The organism is Pseudomonas sp. (genome assembly GCF_036404235.1).
Classification (GTDB): domain Bacteria; phylum Pseudomonadota; class Gammaproteobacteria; order Pseudomonadales; family Pseudomonadaceae; genus Aquipseudomonas.
In genome coordinates this window covers 1-16937 of sequence record NZ_DASWOT010000152.1, presented here as the reverse complement: position 1 = coordinate 16937, position 16937 = coordinate 1, and the positions used below count along the sequence as shown (strand labels likewise).

At 58.1% G+C, this 16937-nt stretch carries 11 protein-coding genes; 10 read left to right on the top strand and 1 reads right to left on the bottom strand.

What is annotated here, in order from left to right; all coding sequences use genetic code 11:
• On the bottom strand, positions 1–2462 hold a 2462-nt coding region (locus VGC62_RS19230; protein ID WP_414705826.1), incomplete at its 3' end, for a penicillin-binding protein 1A.
• A gap of 208 nt (positions 2463–2670) precedes the next feature.
• On the opposite strand from VGC62_RS19230, the gene VGC62_RS19225 reads away from it, so the two are divergent.
• The 10 genes from VGC62_RS19225 to VGC62_RS19180 form a co-directional block, all read left to right on the top strand.
• Positions 2671–3735, top strand: a complete 1065-nt coding sequence (locus tag VGC62_RS19225) for a pilus assembly protein PilM (RefSeq protein ID WP_331188670.1) — start codon at positions 2671–2673, stop codon at positions 3733–3735.
• Positions 3735–4301, top strand: coding sequence for a PilN domain-containing protein (locus VGC62_RS19220; protein ID WP_331188669.1), 567 nt, complete (start codon positions 3735–3737; stop codon positions 4299–4301). Before VGC62_RS19225 ends, VGC62_RS19220 begins: the two co-directional genes overlap by 1 nt.
• A complete protein-coding gene (gene pilO / locus VGC62_RS19215; RefSeq protein WP_331188668.1) occupies positions 4298–4921 on the top strand; it encodes a type 4a pilus biogenesis protein PilO in 624 nt (207 codons plus the stop codon). Before VGC62_RS19220 ends, pilO begins: the two co-directional genes overlap by 4 nt.
• Positions 4918–5445: a type 4a pilus biogenesis lipoprotein PilP gene (gene pilP, locus VGC62_RS19210; RefSeq protein ID WP_331188667.1), complete on the top strand. Its 528-nt coding sequence runs from the start codon at positions 4918–4920 to the stop codon at positions 5443–5445. The genes pilO and pilP overlap by 4 nt, the downstream gene beginning before the upstream one ends.
• 53 nt (positions 5446–5498) lie before the next feature.
• Complete coding sequence (pilQ, locus tag VGC62_RS19205) at positions 5499–7586, top strand: type IV pilus secretin PilQ (RefSeq protein WP_331188666.1); 2088 nt, start codon at positions 5499–5501, stop codon at positions 7584–7586.
• A gap of 4 nt (positions 7587–7590) precedes the next feature.
• Positions 7591–8109, top strand: a complete 519-nt coding sequence (gene aroK, locus VGC62_RS19200) for a shikimate kinase AroK (protein WP_331188665.1) — start codon at positions 7591–7593, stop codon at positions 8107–8109.
• A gap of 132 nt (positions 8110–8241) precedes the next feature.
• Complete coding sequence (gene aroB / locus VGC62_RS19195) at positions 8242–9345, top strand: 3-dehydroquinate synthase (protein WP_331188664.1); 1104 nt, start codon at positions 8242–8244, stop codon at positions 9343–9345.
• Positions 9346–9355: 10 nt separating this feature from the next.
• Positions 9356–10963, top strand: coding sequence for an SPOR domain-containing protein (locus VGC62_RS19190; protein ID WP_331188663.1), 1608 nt, complete (start codon positions 9356–9358; stop codon positions 10961–10963).
• A gap of 360 nt (positions 10964–11323) precedes the next feature.
• Complete coding sequence (gene gltB, locus VGC62_RS19185; protein ID WP_331188662.1) at positions 11324–15772, top strand: glutamate synthase large subunit; 4449 nt, start codon at positions 11324–11326, stop codon at positions 15770–15772.
• 119 nt (positions 15773–15891) lie between these two features.
• The coding region (locus tag VGC62_RS19180) for an FAD-dependent oxidoreductase (RefSeq protein WP_331188661.1) at positions 15892–16937 on the top strand (1046 nt) is incomplete at its 3' end.

Below are 16937 nucleotides of genomic sequence, written 5' to 3'. Positions count from 1 at the left end.
ATCGGCGCAGCTTCATCCGCGGGCAGCGGGCTACCCGGGGCAGGCGCGCCGCCCATTTCGTTCACGCTAGGCGGTGTGTCTTCGCTTTTGAATAGTTCGAAGAACGCGTTCGGTGTGCTTGGCGTGGCCGCGCGACCGCTGATCGGATCGACCCGCAGGCTGAGGATGCCATCCGGCTCGGCCTGGACATGTGGCGGCTTGTCTTTCAAGGCTGCACTCATGTAGCTCATCCAAATCGGCAGCGCCACCGTGCCGCCAAACTCGCGACGACCAAGGCTTTCGGGTTGGTCGAAGCCGGTCCAGACCGTGGTCACGTAGTCTGCGTTGTAGCCCGTAAACCAGGCATCTTTCGATTCGTTGGTAGTACCGGTTTTACCCGCGATGTCCGGGCGGTTCATCGACAGCGCCCGGCGACCTGTGCCGCGCTTGATCACATCTTGCAGCATGCTGTTGAGGATGTACGTCGTTCTGCCGTCGACGATACGCTCGGCAATCACGGGTGCGGGCGGCTCGCCGGTGTTGGTCAGAGCGTTCGGCACTACGTTGGCGGTCAACGCTGGCGTTTCGGGCGCCGAAAATGCTTCTGTGCCGCTGGTGGCCGTCGAGCTGACCGCTTTGGGATCAGGGTCATTGGCGGGTACGGTGGGCGGGTTGGCGACGAACAGCGTCTTGCCTTCACGATCATCGATTTTCTGGATCAGGTACGGCGTAACCTTATAGCCGCCGTTGGCGAATGCACTCCAGCCGCTGACGATTTCCATCGGCGTCAGGGTGGCGGTACCCAGCGCCAGCGACAGGTTGCGCGGCAAATCCTGCTTGTTGAAGCCGAAACGGGTGATGTAGTTGATCGCCGTATCGATGCCCAGGCTTTGCAGGAGCCGAATCGATACCAGGTTGCGTGACTTGTACAGTGCCTCACGCAGGCGGATCGGGCCAAGGAAGGTGCCGGTGTCGTTCTTCGGACGCCAGACTTTGTCCAGATACTCGTCAACGAATACGATCGGTGCGTCGTTCACCAGGCTGGCGGCGGTATAGCCGTTATCCAGTGCAGCAGAATAGAGGAACGGTTTGAAGCTCGAGCCAGGTTGTCGCTTGGCTTGCATGGCGCGGTTGTAGTTGCTCTGCTCGAAGGCAAAACCACCGACCAATGCACGAATGGCGCCGTTCCTCGGATCAAGAGACACCAGCGCACTTTGCGCAACCGGCAGTTGGCTGAACTTCAATGAGTCATCTTTTTGACGTTGGATGCGAACCAGATCGCCTACGTGCGCCACATCGGCGGGTTGTTTCGGGGTGGCGCCGACGCTGTTGGTGTTCAGATAAGTGCGCGCCCATTTCATGGTGTCCCACGAAACGGTTTCCTCATTCTCGCCATTGCGGGTCAGGACGTGGATCCCGGTCTTGTCGACCTGGCTGACAATCGCCGGCTCCAGACCGCTGATCGGACGCTGCTTGACCAGTTCCTGTGCCCAGGCGTCACGCGTAAGGCCAGGGAATCGGCTTTCAGGGCCGCGATAGCCATGTCGCTGGTCATATTCGATCAAGCCGTCCTGCACCGCCTTGTTGGCACTTTCCTGAAGATTGCTCGGAATGGTAGTGGTGACACGGAAGCCTTCTGTGTAGGCTTCGCTGCCGTAGCGACCGACCATCTCTGCGCGGGCCATTTCAGCGATATATGGCGCGTTAACTTCCGGGCTCTGGACGTGGTAGCTGGCGTTGATCGGTTCGGCCAGGGCGACCTGATAGGTGTTTTGGTCAATTTTGCCGAGTTTGTACATCCGCCCGAGAATCCAGTCGCGACGCTCTTTTGCACGCGTTGGGTTGGCGAGAGGGTTGAAGCGTGATGGCGCCTTTGGTAGGCCGGCAATCATTGCCATCTGCGCAACGCTCAGATCACGAATGGATTTGCCGTAATAGACCTGCGCTGCGGCTTCGATGCCATAGGCTCGGTTGCCCAGGTAAATCTTGTTGACGTACAGCTCAAGGATCTCGTCCTTGGTAAGTTGGCGCTCGATTTGCAGGGCAAGAAGAATCTCGGTGGTTTTGCGTGAAAAACTGCGCTCACTGGTCAGGAAGTAGTTTTTGGCGACCTGCATGGTGATCGTCGAACCGCCGGACTGAATATGACCGCTTTTAACCAGTTGGCTCGCGGCGCGCATCAGGCTGCTGGGGTCTACGCCGTAATGATTGGCGAAGTTGTCGTCCTCGGCGGACAACAGGGCGTGAATGAAATTGGGCGGAATGTCGGCAAAACGGATGGGCGAGCGGCGCATCTCGCCAAACTCGGCAATCAACTTACCGTCGCTGCTGAACACGCGCAGCGGAATTTGCAGTTGGATATTCCTGAGTGCGTCGACAGAGGGCAGATTCGGGGCCAGGTAAAGAAAAGCGCCGCTCAGACCGAGCAACAGCCCGCAGACGATAGCGACGAATGACCACCAGAAAAACTTCAGCAGGCGTATCAAGGCTTTTGGATTTCCAGAAAAAAGAATGGGTTAAGCGCAGGCATTTACAAATGAACACGCCTTGAAGCTTCGTTACACGAAAAAACGCTCGGCATTATAAGCATTTTTCATCGCCGAGCGTTATTTGAGCTACTGTCAAGGCTGCCGACAGTGGCACTGGATAAAAAAACGTCCGTAAGTGGCGGAAACTCATAGGGAATCGGTTGTGTTCGAACTCTTCAGTAAGAAGGCCAATACCCTTCTAGGGATCGATATTAGCTCCACCTCGGTAAAGCTCCTTGAATTGAGTCGTTCCGGCACTCGTTACAAAGTTGAGTCTTATGCGGTCGAGCCCCTGCCAGCTAACGCGGTGGTGGAAAAGAACATTGCCGAGCTCGAAGGGGTCGGCAGCGCTTTGACGCGTTTGCTGGTAAAAGCCAAAACAAATGTCAAGAATACGGCGGTTGCGGTCGCAGGTTCCGCCGTTATTACCAAGACTATCGAGATGGATGCTGGGCTTTCTGACGACGAGATGGAGAACCAACTCAAGATCGAAGCCGACCAGTACATCCCTTATCCCCTTGAAGAAGTCGCCATCGATTTCGAGGTCCAGGGTTATTCCACGCGCAATCCCGAGCGGGTTGAAGTATTGCTTGCCGCCTGTCGTAAGGAAAACGTCGAAGTGCGCGAAGCAGCCCTGGCTCTCGCTGGTTTGACCGCCAAGGTCGTGGACGTCGAAGCGTATGCGCTGGAGCGTTCATTTGGGCTGCTGTCTGCGCAGTTGGGCCACGATCACGAGCAACTGACCGTTGCGGTGATCGACATCGGCGCCACCATGACCACTCTCAGCGTGCTGCATAACGGCCGCATCATTTATACCCGCGAGCAACTGTTCGGCGGTCGTCAGCTAACTGAAGAAATTCAGCGGCGCTATGGCTTGTCGGTGTCGGAAGCCGGTCTTGCGAAAAAGCAGGGCGGTCTGCCGGACGACTATGCCATGGAGGTACTGCAGCCGTTCAAGGATGCGGTGGTCCAGCAGGTGTCTCGCTCGTTGCAGTTCTTCTTTGCCGCCGGTCAATACAACAGCGTGGACTACATCATGCTGGCAGGTGGGACGGCATCCATTTCCGGACTCGATCACTTGATTCAGCAGCGCATTGGTACCCCGACGATGGTCGCCAACCCGTTTGCCGACATGGCGCTCAGCGCCAAGGTCAATGCAGGCGCTTTGGCCAGTGATGCTCCCGCTTTGATGATCGCCTGCGGGCTGGCGTTGAGGAGCTTCGACTGATGGCTCGGATCAACCTTTTACCCTGGCGCGAACAGCTTCGCGAAGAGCGCAAAAAGCGTTTCCTGATGGCGTTGGCAGGCGTGTTGGTCATAGGCATTGGCGTTGTCCTGCTGGCAGATCAATACATCAGCAGTGCGATCAGTCATCAGGATGCTCGTAACCAATTCATCAAGGCTGAAGTTGTCCAGATCGATAAGCGGATCAAAGAGATCAGTGAGCTCAGGGCGCGGCGCAAGCAGTTGCTTGAACGCATGAAGATCATTCAGGACCTGCAAGGCAACCGACCGATCATTGGGCGTATTTTCGATCAATTGGCACGTACGCTGCCCGATGGCGTGTATTTCAGTGAAGTGAAGATGGCAGGAAACCTCATCAGCATTGCCGGCGCGGCCGAATCGAACAACCGCGTTTCGGACCTGTTGCGCAATCTTGAGGCGTCGGATTGGCTGGAGGCGCCGAGCCTTACTGAAGTCAAGGCCACCACGGCGGGCGCTGTGGATCAGGCCAACACGTTCCGGCTGACGGTGCTTCAGACGCAGCCCGCCATAGAGGGGGGCAAGCCATGAATGTGCCTGAATGGCTGGACAGCCTGCGCAAGATCGACGTAGCCGATCTGGACGTCAATAACCTCGGCTCATGGCCCGCAGCAGTGAAAGCCATCGCCGGAGTGCTGCTGCTGGTGTTGGTGCTCGCTGGCGGCTACTTCTTCTACATCCAGGACATGTTGGCTCAGCTCGATCAGGCGCGTGCCGATGAAGTCACACTCAAGGAGCAGTTTTCGACCAAGGCTTTTCAGGCGGCGAACTTGCCCGCCTACAAAACCCAGATGACCGAGATGGAAAACACCTTCGGCGCATTGTTGCGGCAACTGCCGAGCGATACCGAAGTGCCAGGTTTGCTTGAGGACATCACTCGCACTGGGTTGGGCAGTGGCCTGGAGTTCGAAGAGATCAAATTGCTGCCTGAAGCGGCGCAGCAGTTTTACATCGAACTGCCAATACAAATCACAGTGGTCGGCACTTACCATGACCTCGCCACGTTTGTCAGCGGCGTCGCCAGCCTGCCCCGAATCGTCACCCTGCACGATTTTGAAATCAAACCGGTCGATCCTAAAGCACCTAACAAGCTGCGCATGAGCATTCTCGCCAAGACCTACCGTTACAACGATAAAGGACTGCAGAAATGAGGACGGCGCGATGGTTGTGCGTCAGTGTGGCGCTCATGGGGCTGGCGGGATGCAATAACGAGAGCGAGTTCGCGGATTTGACGCAGTTCATGAATGACGTGCGCGCACGGCCAGTGGGTACGATTGAGCCGCTGCCGAAATTTCGTCCTTACGAAGCATTTACTTATGCGGCATCGAGCTTGCGCAGCCCGTTTCAGCCGCCGGTCAAGGTCGATCTGACCAAGCGTCAAAAAGGCTCGCTGTTGGTCCAGCCGGACCTGACGCGGGTCAAGCAGTTTCTCGAAGGTTTCAACATCGAAACGTTTGAAATGGTTGGCACCATCAGCAACCCCACTGGCACATTCGCGCTGTTGCGCGGTGCTGGCGGCGTGCATCGGGTCAAGGTGGGGGATTACCTGGGGCGTAATGATGGCCGGATCGTCGGCATCACTGACTCGGCGGTAGACGTGATGGAAATCGTGCCCGATGGGGAGGGAGCGTGGCTTGAGCGCCCGCGCAGCATTTCCCTTAAGGAGCGCTCATGACAATGGCAAGCACGCGAAACACCTTCGGGTCTGCACAGTGGTGGAATGTGATCATGAATAGGATTCTTTCGATTATCGGCATATCGCTATGGATGGCGATGGTCTCGCCGATTCTCCAGGCGGCCAACCTCAAAACCCTGGATGTCGCCGCGTTGCCGGGGGATCGGGTCGAGTTGAAACTGTCCTTCGACGGCCCGGTTGCCGCGCCTCGCGCATATACCACCGAGCAGCCTGCACGTATTGCGCTGGACTTGCCGGGTGTCACCAGCGAACTGGCCATCAAAAGTCGTGATCTTGGGACTGGCAACGCACGCAGTGTGGTGGTCGTTGAGGCCAAGGATCGCACGAGGGTGATCATTAATATGACCGTGCTGGCGCCGTACAGCTCTCGGGTTGAAGGCAACAACCTGTTTGTTGTCATCGGTCAGGGGGCTGCTGCCGCTCAAGGCTCCCAGCCGAGCACTGCGCTTGGAGCGCCACGTGTCAATGTTCCGCCAGCAACCGCGAAAACGACGCCCAAGCCCTACACGCCTGTGGGTAAAGCGGTCAGAAACGTCGACTTTCAGCGTGGCGAGCTGGGTGAGGGCAACGTCGTCATTGAGCTGAGCGATCCAGGCATCGCGCCGGATATTCAAGAGACTGGCGGCAAGATTCGAGTGGAATTCGCCAAAACCCAATTGCCGGACAAATTGCGCGTGCGTCTGGACGTCAAGGATTTCGCCACGCCGGTGCAGTACGTCAGCTCAAGCGTCAGCGGTGATAAAGCCAGCATCCTGATCGAGCCGTCGGGTGCCTTTGATTACTCGGCCTTTCAGACCGACAACAAACTGACTATCAGTGTGCGTCCGCTGACCAACGAAGACCTGGAGCGCCGTAACGCCGAGAAACTGGTGTACACCGGAGAAAAGCTTTCACTGAATTTCCAGGACATCGATGTGCGTTCGGTGTTGCAACTGATTGCCGACTTCACCAACCTCAATCTGGTGGCCAGTGACACGGTTCAGGGCGGGATTACCCTGCGCCTGCAAAACGTGCCATGGGATCAGGCGCTGGACCTGGTGCTCAAGACCAAGGGCCTGGACAAGCGCAAGATTGGCAACGTGCTGCTGGTAGCGCCAGCCGATGAAATTGCCGCCCGTGAACGTCAGGAACTGGAATCGATCAAGCAAATTGCCGAGTTGGCCCCACTGCGCCGCGAACTGCTGCAGGTGAACTACGCCAAGGCGGCGGACATCGCCAAGCTGTTCCAGTCGGTGACCAGTGCCGACGCTAAGTCTGACGAGCGTGGCTCGATCACCGTGGATGATCGCACCAACAACATCATTGCCTACCAGACCCAGGATCGCCTGGACGAGCTGCGCCGGATCGTATCGCAGCTGGATATTCCCGTGCGTCAGGTGATGATCGAGGCGCGCATCGTCGAAGCCAACGTCGACTACGACAAGGCCATTGGTGTGAGCTGGAGTGGTTCGAAAACCAGCGGTAATTACACCACAGGCGGCGGTACAACCGTGACCGGCACCAATGCTGCTGTCACAAACACCAACAGTACGTACGTAGACATGGGGGTTAGTAGTCCAACGTCTTCCATCGGCATTGGTTTTCTGACCAACAACACTGTGCTGGACCTTGAGCTCAGTGCCATGGAAAAAACCGGTAACGGCGAAATCGTCTCGCAACCCAAGGTCGTGACCTCGGACAAAGAGACCGCGAAGATCCTCAAGGGTACGGAAGTCCCGTACCAAGAGGCGAGCTCCAGTGGTGCGACGTCGGTGTCCTTCAAAGAGGCATCCCTGTCGCTGGAAGTGACCCCGCAGATCACTCCGGACAATCGCATCATCATGGAAGTGAAAGTCACCAAGGACGAACCGGACTACATCAATACCGTACTGGGCGTACCGCCAATCAAGAAAAACGAAGTCAACGCCAAGGTGCTGGTGGCGGACGGCGAAACCATCGTAATCGGTGGTGTGTTCTCCAATACGCAGAGTAAAGTCGTCGATAAAGTGCCATTTCTCGGCGATGTGCCGTATCTTGGCCGCCTTTTCAGGCGCGATGTGGTCTCGGAGAAAAAATCCGAGCTGCTGGTGTTTCTCACTCCGCGTATCATGAACAACCAGGCGATTGCTGTGAGTCGTTGATTCTGTGCGAAATTTAATACTTGTGGGACCGATGGGGGCTGGCAAAAGCACTATCGGTCGCTTGCTGGCCAAAGAGCTCCGACTGCCGTTCAAGGATTCCGACAAGGAAATCGAATTGCGAACAGGCGCCAATATCCCGTGGATTTTCGATAAAGAAGGTGAAGCCGGCTTTCGTGATCGCGAACAAGCCATGATTGCCGAGTTGTGTGCCTGCGATGGCGTAGTGCTGGCAACCGGTGGCGGCGCGGTCATGCGCGAAGAGAATCGCCGAGCGTTGCATGCCGGTGGTCGGGTGGTGTACCTGCACGCATCGGTTGAGCAGCAAGTCGGGCGTACCGCTAGAGATCGCAATCGTCCGCTTTTACGCACCGCTGATCCGGCCCGCGTGCTGCGCGAGCTGCTGGCTGTTCGCGATCCTCTGTACCGGGAAATCGCCGACGTCATCATCGAAACCGATGAGCGGCCACCGCGGATGGTGGTTCTTGACATCCTCGCCTTGTTGGCCGAGCTTCCTCCCCGTTAAAGCGCAGACGGAAATGCGTTATCCTCGGCGACCATAAAAAGCAGGGTCGTAATATGGCCTTGCGCTATCGCCTGTATCGACGCATCAGAAAGTGTGTCCAGGCGTCCAAATCGTTGAACAGTGTGGGGACACATGCAGACACTTAGAGTCGAGCTTGGCGAGCGCAGCTACCCGATTCATATTGGCGAAGGCTTGTTGGATCGGCCGCAGTTGCTGAAACCATACATTGCCGGACGGCAGGTAGCGATTGTCTCCAATACGACGGTCGCGCCGCTGTATATGGAGCGCCTGACCAGAGCGCTCGAAGGTTACAACGTCCTTCCGATTGTCCTGCCTGATGGTGAAGCCTTCAAGAATTGGGAAACCCTGCAGCTCATTTTCGACGCGCTGTTGACCGCGCGGCATGACCGCCGCACCACGGTCATCGCGTTGGGCGGCGGCGTTATTGGCGACATGGCTGGCTTTGCCGCCGCGTGTTACCAGCGTGGCGTGGATTTCATCCAGGTGCCTACCACGCTCTTGTCCCAGGTGGATTCCTCGGTGGGTGGTAAGACCGGTATCAACCATCCGCTGGGCAAAAACATGGTCGGCGCGTTCTATCAGCCCCAGGCCGTGTTGATAGACACCCAATCGCTCAACACCCTGCCTGCACGTGAGCTGTCTGCCGGGCTGGCCGAGGTCATTAAATACGGCCTGATCTGCGATGAACCGTTCCTGACCTGGCTGGAAGAAAACGTCGACAAGCTGCGGGGTCTGGATCAGGCGACGCTGACCACCGCCATTGAGCGCTCCTGTGCCGCGAAGGCTGCGGTGGTTGGTGCGGACGAGCGCGAATCTGGCGTGCGTGCCACGCTCAATCTGGGGCATACCTTTGGCCATGCCATTGAAACCCACATGGGGTACGGTGTCTGGCTGCATGGCGAGGCGGTTGCTGCTGGTACAGTCATGGCGCTGGAGATGTCGGCGCGACTGGGCTGGATCACCGAGCAGGAGCGTGATCGCGGCATTCGTCTGTTTCAGCGTGCGGGTCTACCCGTGGTGCCGCCTGAGGAGATGACGCCAGAGCATTTCATTGAACACATGGCCATCGACAAGAAAGTGATCGACGGTCGTCTACGTCTGGTTTTGCTGCGCCGGATGGGCGAAGCGGTCATAACCGACGAATATCCAAAAGAAGTACTACAGGCCACATTGGCTGCGGACTACCGCAGTCTGGTGGATCAGCTCAGAGGTTAATGAAAAATCCATGACTAGTTTGCACGCCGATGAGGCCTTCCTCGGTCATTACCAGTTGAGTCATGACCCCTTTGCCACTCGGGTCCCGGGCTTCAAGTTCTTCCCGGCCCAGCGCAAACCTGTGCTGGGTCAGCTTCATCATCTCGCGCGTTATAGCCAGTTGCTGCTGGTGGTGACCGGTCCACATGGCAGCGGCAAAACCCTGTTGCGTCAGGCGCTGGTGGCGAGTACCAACAAGCAGTCGGTGCAAAGCGTGGTGGTTTCGGCTCGTGGCGCAAGCGACGCTGCGGGTGTGCTGCGTCAGGTTGCGCAGGCGCTGAACGTTGCGCAGGCAGAAATGCGCGCGATTCTGTCGCAGGTCGTGCAGTTGGCGCTGACCGGGCAAGAAGTCTACATCCTCGTCGACGATGCCGAACAACTTGGCGAATCTGCACTCGAAGCGTTGTTGGGATTGGCGGCGGGCACTCCAGAAGGGCGTCCGCATGTCTTCCTGTTCGGCGAGGCATCGATCATTGATCGTCTGGATCAGCTGTGCGCTGAAACGGGCACCGAAGAAGAACGCTTCCACGTTATCGAGCTTGCGCCGTATACCGAGGAAGAAACCCGTGAATATCTGGCTCAACGCCTGGACGGTGCTGGACAGGGCATCGAACTGTTCAGTGCCGAGCAGATTGCCGATATTCATGAACAGTCCGGTGGATGGCCAGGCGCGATCAACCAGGTCGCTCGCGACTCAATGATCGAAGCCATGATCGCCAGCCGCTCTGCGGTCAAGCGTCCAAATATGGGGTTCAAGATGCCTAAAAAACACGTGTTGGCTTTGGGTGGTGTTGTGGTAGCGGCGTTGCTCGCTGCGTGGCTGATTCCCGGTCGCAATGGCAGCGCGCCAACGACTGCACCTGCCAACTCCCAGGCTCAGTTGCCTTTGGGGCAAGGCCAGGCACCCGCTCAGCAATCCAACAACGGCGGACCGGCGATTGAATTCGCCGGTAATTCTCAGCCGATGCCGTTACCGCTGGTCGGCAACTCGCAGCCGGTCATGCGCGGTCCGTTGGCTGAGGCCGCAGGTTCTGGCGAGGGCGACGCAGAGGACGGTGGCGTGGCGTCTAATCAGTCGCTGCAGCCACCGACCGTGACCACCACTGCGCCACCTGTGGGTGCGGTTGCGGGACCCGCCCCAACGCCGGCGCCTCGTCCTGTTGCGACGACCAAGCCCGCTGTTGCTCCGGTTGCGCCAGTGGCCAAGCCTGCGCCGACTCAGGTCGCGACGGCCAAACCTGCGCCCAAGCCTGCTGAAAAACCCGCCGCAGCCCCTGCTGCGGGTGGTGCCGGCAGTGGTTGGTACGCCGGTCAAGCAGCGACTCACTATGTCGTGCAGATTCTTGGGACCAGTTCGGAAGCGACCGCGCAGGCCTATGTGAAAGAGCAGGGCGCAGAGTACCGGTACTTCAAGAAAACCCTGCAAGGCAAACCGTTGTATGTCGTGACTTACGGCAGTTTTGCCGATCGCAATGCAGCGCTTGCCGCTATCAAAGTCTTGCCAGCAAAGGTTCAGGCTGGTAAACCTTGGCCTCGTACTGTCGGCAGCATCCAACAGGAACTCGCCACAGCTCGCTAATGACGCAGCGACCCTATCCGGGTCGCTCGCCTGGCTCCCCTGATTTTCACGCAAAGCGTGCTGCCCACTGAGCAGCGCGCCTTGTGGTGTCTGCGTTCCAGGCACCCATTGAAGTTCGGGTTCGCTCCAGTCAGACTCGCACCAAAAGCGCTGGCTAGCACGAGAATCGATTTAACACCTTTCATAAATGCGACATAAATTTACGACGGTTCGTCGCCAAATTTGTGAGGTTTTGTGTCGGTGTGTACAATGACCTCCCTTTTGCTTCCGCAAAGCTGGCGTACGTTCAGTGTGGACGGTAACTGGTTGAATTCAAAAGAAATTTGCCTCTACAAGGGGCAGCCTGGTGAGAATGTGTCTATGAAAGCAGGTCTGTACCATCCAGAAGAGTTCAAGGATAACTGTGGTTTTGGCCTGATCGCCCATATGCAAGGCGAGCCCAGTCATCACCTGTTGCAGACGGCTATCGAAGCCCTGACCTGCATGACCCACCGTGGTGGGATCAACGCCGACGGCAAGACCGGTGACGGTTGCGGGCTGTTGATGCAAAAACCTGACACGTTCCTGCGCGCGATTGCCCAACAGCATTTCGGCAGCGAACTGCCGCGCCAGTACTGCGTGGGCATGGTGTTCCTCAACCAGGAAGACGCCAGAGCTGAGGCCGCCCGCGAGAACATGAATCGCGAAATCCTTGCCGCCGGCCTGACACTGATCGGTTGGCGCCAGGTCCCGATCGATACCAGCGTACTTGGCCGTCTGGCGCTTGAGCGTCTGCCCAAGATCGAGCAAGTGTTCATCGGCGGCGAAGGCCTGAGCGATCAGGAATTTGCCATCAAGCTGTTCAGCGCCCGTCGTCGTTCGTCGGTTTCCAATGCCGCCGACACCGACCACTACATCTGCAGTTTTTCGCACAAGACCATCATCTATAAAGGCTTGATGATGCCGCGTGATCTCACGGCCTTCTTCCCGGACCTGAGCGACGAGCGCCTGCAAACAGCGATCTGCGTGTTCCACCAGCGCTTCTCCACCAACACCTTGCCGAAATGGCCGCTGGCTCAGCCATTCCGCTTCCTCGCTCACAACGGCGAGATCAACACCATCACCGGCAACCGCAACTGGGCCCAGGCCCGTCGCACCAAGTTCGCCAACGAATTGATCCCGGACCTGGAAGAACTCGGCCCGCTGGTCAACCGCGTGGGTTCGGACTCCTCAAGCATGGACAACATGCTGGAACTGATGGTTACAGGCGGCATCGATCTGTTCCGTGGTGTGCGCATGCTGGTGCCGCCTGCATGGCAGAACGTCGAGACCATGGACCCTGATCTGCGGGCGTTCTATGAGTTCAACTCGATGCACATGGAACCGTGGGATGGCCCGGCCGGTATCGTGATGACCGAAGGTCGCCACGCCGTCTGCCTGCTTGACCGTAACGGTTTGCGCCCGGCACGTTGGGTGACCACCAAGAACGGCTACATCACCCTCGCGTCGGAAATCGGCGTGTGGAACTACAAACCCGAAGATGTCATCGCCAAAGGCCGTGTCGGGCCGGGGCAGATTTTTGCCGTAGACACCGAAACCGGCCAGATCCTCGACACCGATGCCATCGACAGCCGCCTGAAGTCGCGTCATCCATACAAGCAATGGCTGCGCAAGAATGCCCTGCGTATCCAGGCAACGCTGGAAGACCACGACCATGGTTCGGCGTTTTACAACACCGACCAGCTCAAGCAGTACATGAAGATGTATCAGGTGACGTTCGAAGAACGTGATCAGGTGCTGCGTCCGCTCGGCGAGCAGGGGCAGGAAGCCGTGGGCTCAATGGGCGACGACACGCCAATGGCCGTGCTGTCGCGCCGTGTGCGCACGCCGTACGACTATTTCCGCCAGCAGTTCGCTCAGGTCACCAATCCGCCGATTGACCCGCTGCGCGAAGCCATCGTCATGTCGCTGGAGATCTGCCTCGGTGCCGAGCGCAACATCTTCCAGGAGTCGCCTGAACACGCCTCGCGCGTGATCCTCAGCTCGCCGGTCATTTCCCCGGCCAAGTGGCGTTCGTTGATGACCCTGGAGCGTCCGGGCTTTGATCGTCAGATCATCGACCTGAACTACGACGAAAGCTTCGGTCTGGAAGCGGCTGTGCGCAACATCGCCGATCAGGCTGAAGAAGCCGTGCGCTCCGGCCGTACCCAGATCGTGCTGACCGACCGTCACATCGCACCGGGCAAACTGCCGGTACACGCCTCGCTGGCGACCGGCGCTGTGCATCACCGGCTGACCGAAAAGGGCCTGCGCTGCGACAGCAATATTTTGGTCGAAACCGCTACTGCGCGTGACCCGCATCACTTTGCTGTGCTGATCGGCTTTGGCGCGTCGGCGGTCTATCCGTTCCTGGCGTACGAAGTACTGGGTGACCTGATCCGTACCGGCGAAGTGCTGGGCGATCTGTACGAAGTCTTCAAGAACTACCGCAAAGGCATCACCAAGGGCCTGCTGAAGATCCTGTCGAAGATGGGCATCTCCACCATCGCGTCCTATCGCGGTGCGCAGTTGTTCGAGGCCATTGGTCTGTCCGAAGAAGTCTGCGACCTGAGCTTCCGTGGCGTGCCAAGCCGTATCAAGGGCGCGCGTTTCGTCGACATCGAAGCCGAGCAGAAAGCCTTGGCCGCCGAAGCCTGGAGCCCGCGCAAGCCGATCCAGCAGGGCGGGTTACTGAAGTTTGTCTACGGTGGCGAATACCACGCCTACAACCCGGATGTGGTCGCGACCCTGCAAGCCGCCGTGCAACAGGGCGACTACAGCAAGTTCAAGGAATACACCGCGCTGGTGGACAACCGCCCAGTGTCGATGATTCGTGACCTGTTCAAGGTCAAGGAGCTCGACCAGCCGTTGTCGATTGACGAAATCGAGCCGCTGGAGAAGATTCTCAAGCGTTTTGATTCGGCAGGTATTTCGTTGGGTGCGCTGTCCCCTGAGGCTCACGAAGCGCTGGCAGAGGCGATGAACCGTCTGGGCGCGCGCTCAAACTCCGGTGAGGGCGGCGAAGACCCTGCGCGCTACGGCACCATCCGCAGCTCCAAAATCAAGCAAATTGCCACCGGCCGTTTTGGTGTGACGCCTGAGTATCTGGTCAACGCTGACGTGTTACAGATCAAGGTCGCGCAAGGTGCCAAGCCGGGCGAAGGCGGTCAATTGCCAGGCGGCAAGGTCAATGGCCTGATCGCCAAGCTGCGTTATGCAGTGCCAGGCGTGACGCTGATCTCGCCTCCGCCGCATCACGACATCTATTCGATCGAAGACTTGGCACAGCTGATTTTCGACCTCAAACAGGTCAATCCGGCAGCACTGGTATCGGTCAAATTGGTGGCAGAAGCAGGCGTCGGCACCATCGCTGCCGGTGTAGCCAAGGCCTACGCCGACCTGATCACCATTTCCGGCTATGACGGCGGTACCGGTGCATCGCCGCTTTCGTCGATCAAGTACGCGGGTTCTCCGTGGGAAATCGGCCTGGCCGAAACCCACCAAACCCTGCGCGGTAACGACCTGCGCGGCAAAGTCCGGGTGCAGACCGACGGTGGTCTGAAAACCGGCCTGGACGTGATCAAAGCGGCCATTCTGGGGGCTGAAAGCTTCGGTTTCGGCACCGCGCCAATGATCGCGCTGGGCTGCAAATACCTGCGTATCTGCCACTTGAACAACTGCGCCACCGGTGTTGCAACGCAGAACGAGAAGCTGCGCAAGGACCACTACATCGGCACTGTCGAGATGGTGATCAACTTCTTCACCTACGTGGCTGAAGAAACCCGCGAGTGGCTGGCTCGGTTGGGTGTGCGTTCGCTGGAGCAATTGATCGGCCGAACCGACCTGCTGGAAATCTTGCCGGGCGAAACCGCTAAACAGCAGCATCTTGACCTGACGCCGTTGTTGGGCAGCGACCACATCCCGGCTGACAAACCACAGTTCAGCCAGGTCGAGCGTAACCCACCGTTCGACAAAGGCTTGATGGCAGAAAGAATGGTCGAAATGGCCAAGGCGGCAATCGTCGCTAAATCGGGTGGCGATTACTCGATGGACATCTGCAACTGCGACCGCTCCATTGGCGCGCGTATTTCCGGTGAAATTGCCAAGCTGCACGGCAACCAGGGGATGAACGATGCCCCGGTGACATTCCGCTTCAAGGGCACGGCGGGTCAGAGCTTCGGCGTGTGGAACGCAGGTGGCCTGAACATGTACCTGGAAGGCGATGCTAACGATTACGTAGGCAAAGGCATGACCGCAGGCAAGCTGGTGATCGTGCCGCCCAAAGGCAGCCCGTTCAAAACCCAGGACAGCGCGATCATCGGCAACACCTGCCTGTATGGCGCGACTGGCGGCAAGCTGTTCGCAGCGGGCACCGCAGGTGAGCGTTTCGCAGTGCGTAACTCCGGTGCTCACACAATTGTGGAAGGCACAGGCGATCACTGCTGTGAATACATGACCGGTGGTTTCGTCTGTGTTCTGGGCAAAACTGGCTATAACTTCGGTTCCGGGATGACCGGCGGTTTCGCCTACGTGCTTGACCAGGACAACACCTTTGTTGATCGGGTCAACCACGAGCTGGTTGAAATCCAGCGCATCAGTGGTGAAGCGATGGAGTCGCATCGCAATCACCTGGAGCACGTGCTCGCCGAATACGTTGAAGAAACCAATAGTGAGTGGGGCCGTAACCTCTTGGAAAACCTGGACGACTACCTGCGACGCTTCTGGTTGGTCAAGCCAAAGGCTGCGAGTCTGAAGTCCCTGTTGTCCAGCACCCGGGCGAATCCGCAATAAAGGCAGCTGCAAGCGGCGAGCGACAAGCCGCAAGTTAACGGCAGTGCGCAAGTGCCTGCGAATACGATTCTTGCAGCTTGGAGCTTACCGCTTGAAGCTGCTGCTAGAGGTTCTACAGAATGGCCGAACGTCTTAGTAACGACTTTCAATTCATTGATGTCGGGCGTAAAGACCCGAAGAAGAAGCTGTTGCGTCAGCGCAAGAAGGAGTTCGTGGAAATCTACGAACCCTTCAAGCCCCAGCAGTCGGCTGACCAGGCCCACCGCTGCCTGGGCTGCGGTAACCCGTATTGTGAATGGAAGTGTCCGGTACATAACTTCATTCCCAACTGGCTCAAGTTGGTGGCCGAGGGCAACATCCTCGCTGCCGCCGAACTGTCGCACCAGACCAACACCTTGCCGGAAGTCTGCGGCCGGGTCTGTCCGCAAGACCGTCTGTGCGAGGGCGCCTGCACCCTGAACGATGGTTTTGGCGCAGTCACCATTGGCTCGGTCGAGAAATACATCACCGACACCGCATTCGCGATGGGCTGGCGCCCGGACATGTCCCGTGTGGTGCCGACTGGCAAGCGCGTGGCGATCATCGGCGCAGGTCCTGCGGGCCTGGGCTGTGCCGACGTACTGGTGCGCGGTGGTGTTGCACCTGTGGTGTTCGACAAAAACCCGGAAATCGGTGGTCTGCTGACATTCGGCATCCCTGAGTTCAAGCTCGAAAAAAGCGTGCTCAGCAACCGTCGTGAAGTGTTCACCGGCATGGGTATCGAGTTCCGCCTCAATACCGAAGTCGGCAAGGACATCAGCGTCGATCAACTGCTGGAAGAGTTTGATGCAGTGTTCATGGGCATGGGCACTTACACCTACATGAAGGGCGGCTTCCCCGGCGAAAACCTGCCGGGCGTGCATGACGCACTGGATTTTCTGATCGCCAGCGTTAACCGCAACCTGGGCTTTGAAAAGTCGCCGGAAGATTTCGTCGACATGAAGGGCAAGAAGGTTGTGGTGCTCGGCGGCGGCGACACAGCAATGGACTGCAACCGTACGTCGATTCGCCAAGGCGCCAAGTCGGTGACCTGCGCCTACCGTCGTGACGAAGCGAACATGCCCGGTTCGCGCAAGGAAGTGAAGAACGCCAAGGAAGAGGGCGTGAAATTCCTCTACAACCGCCA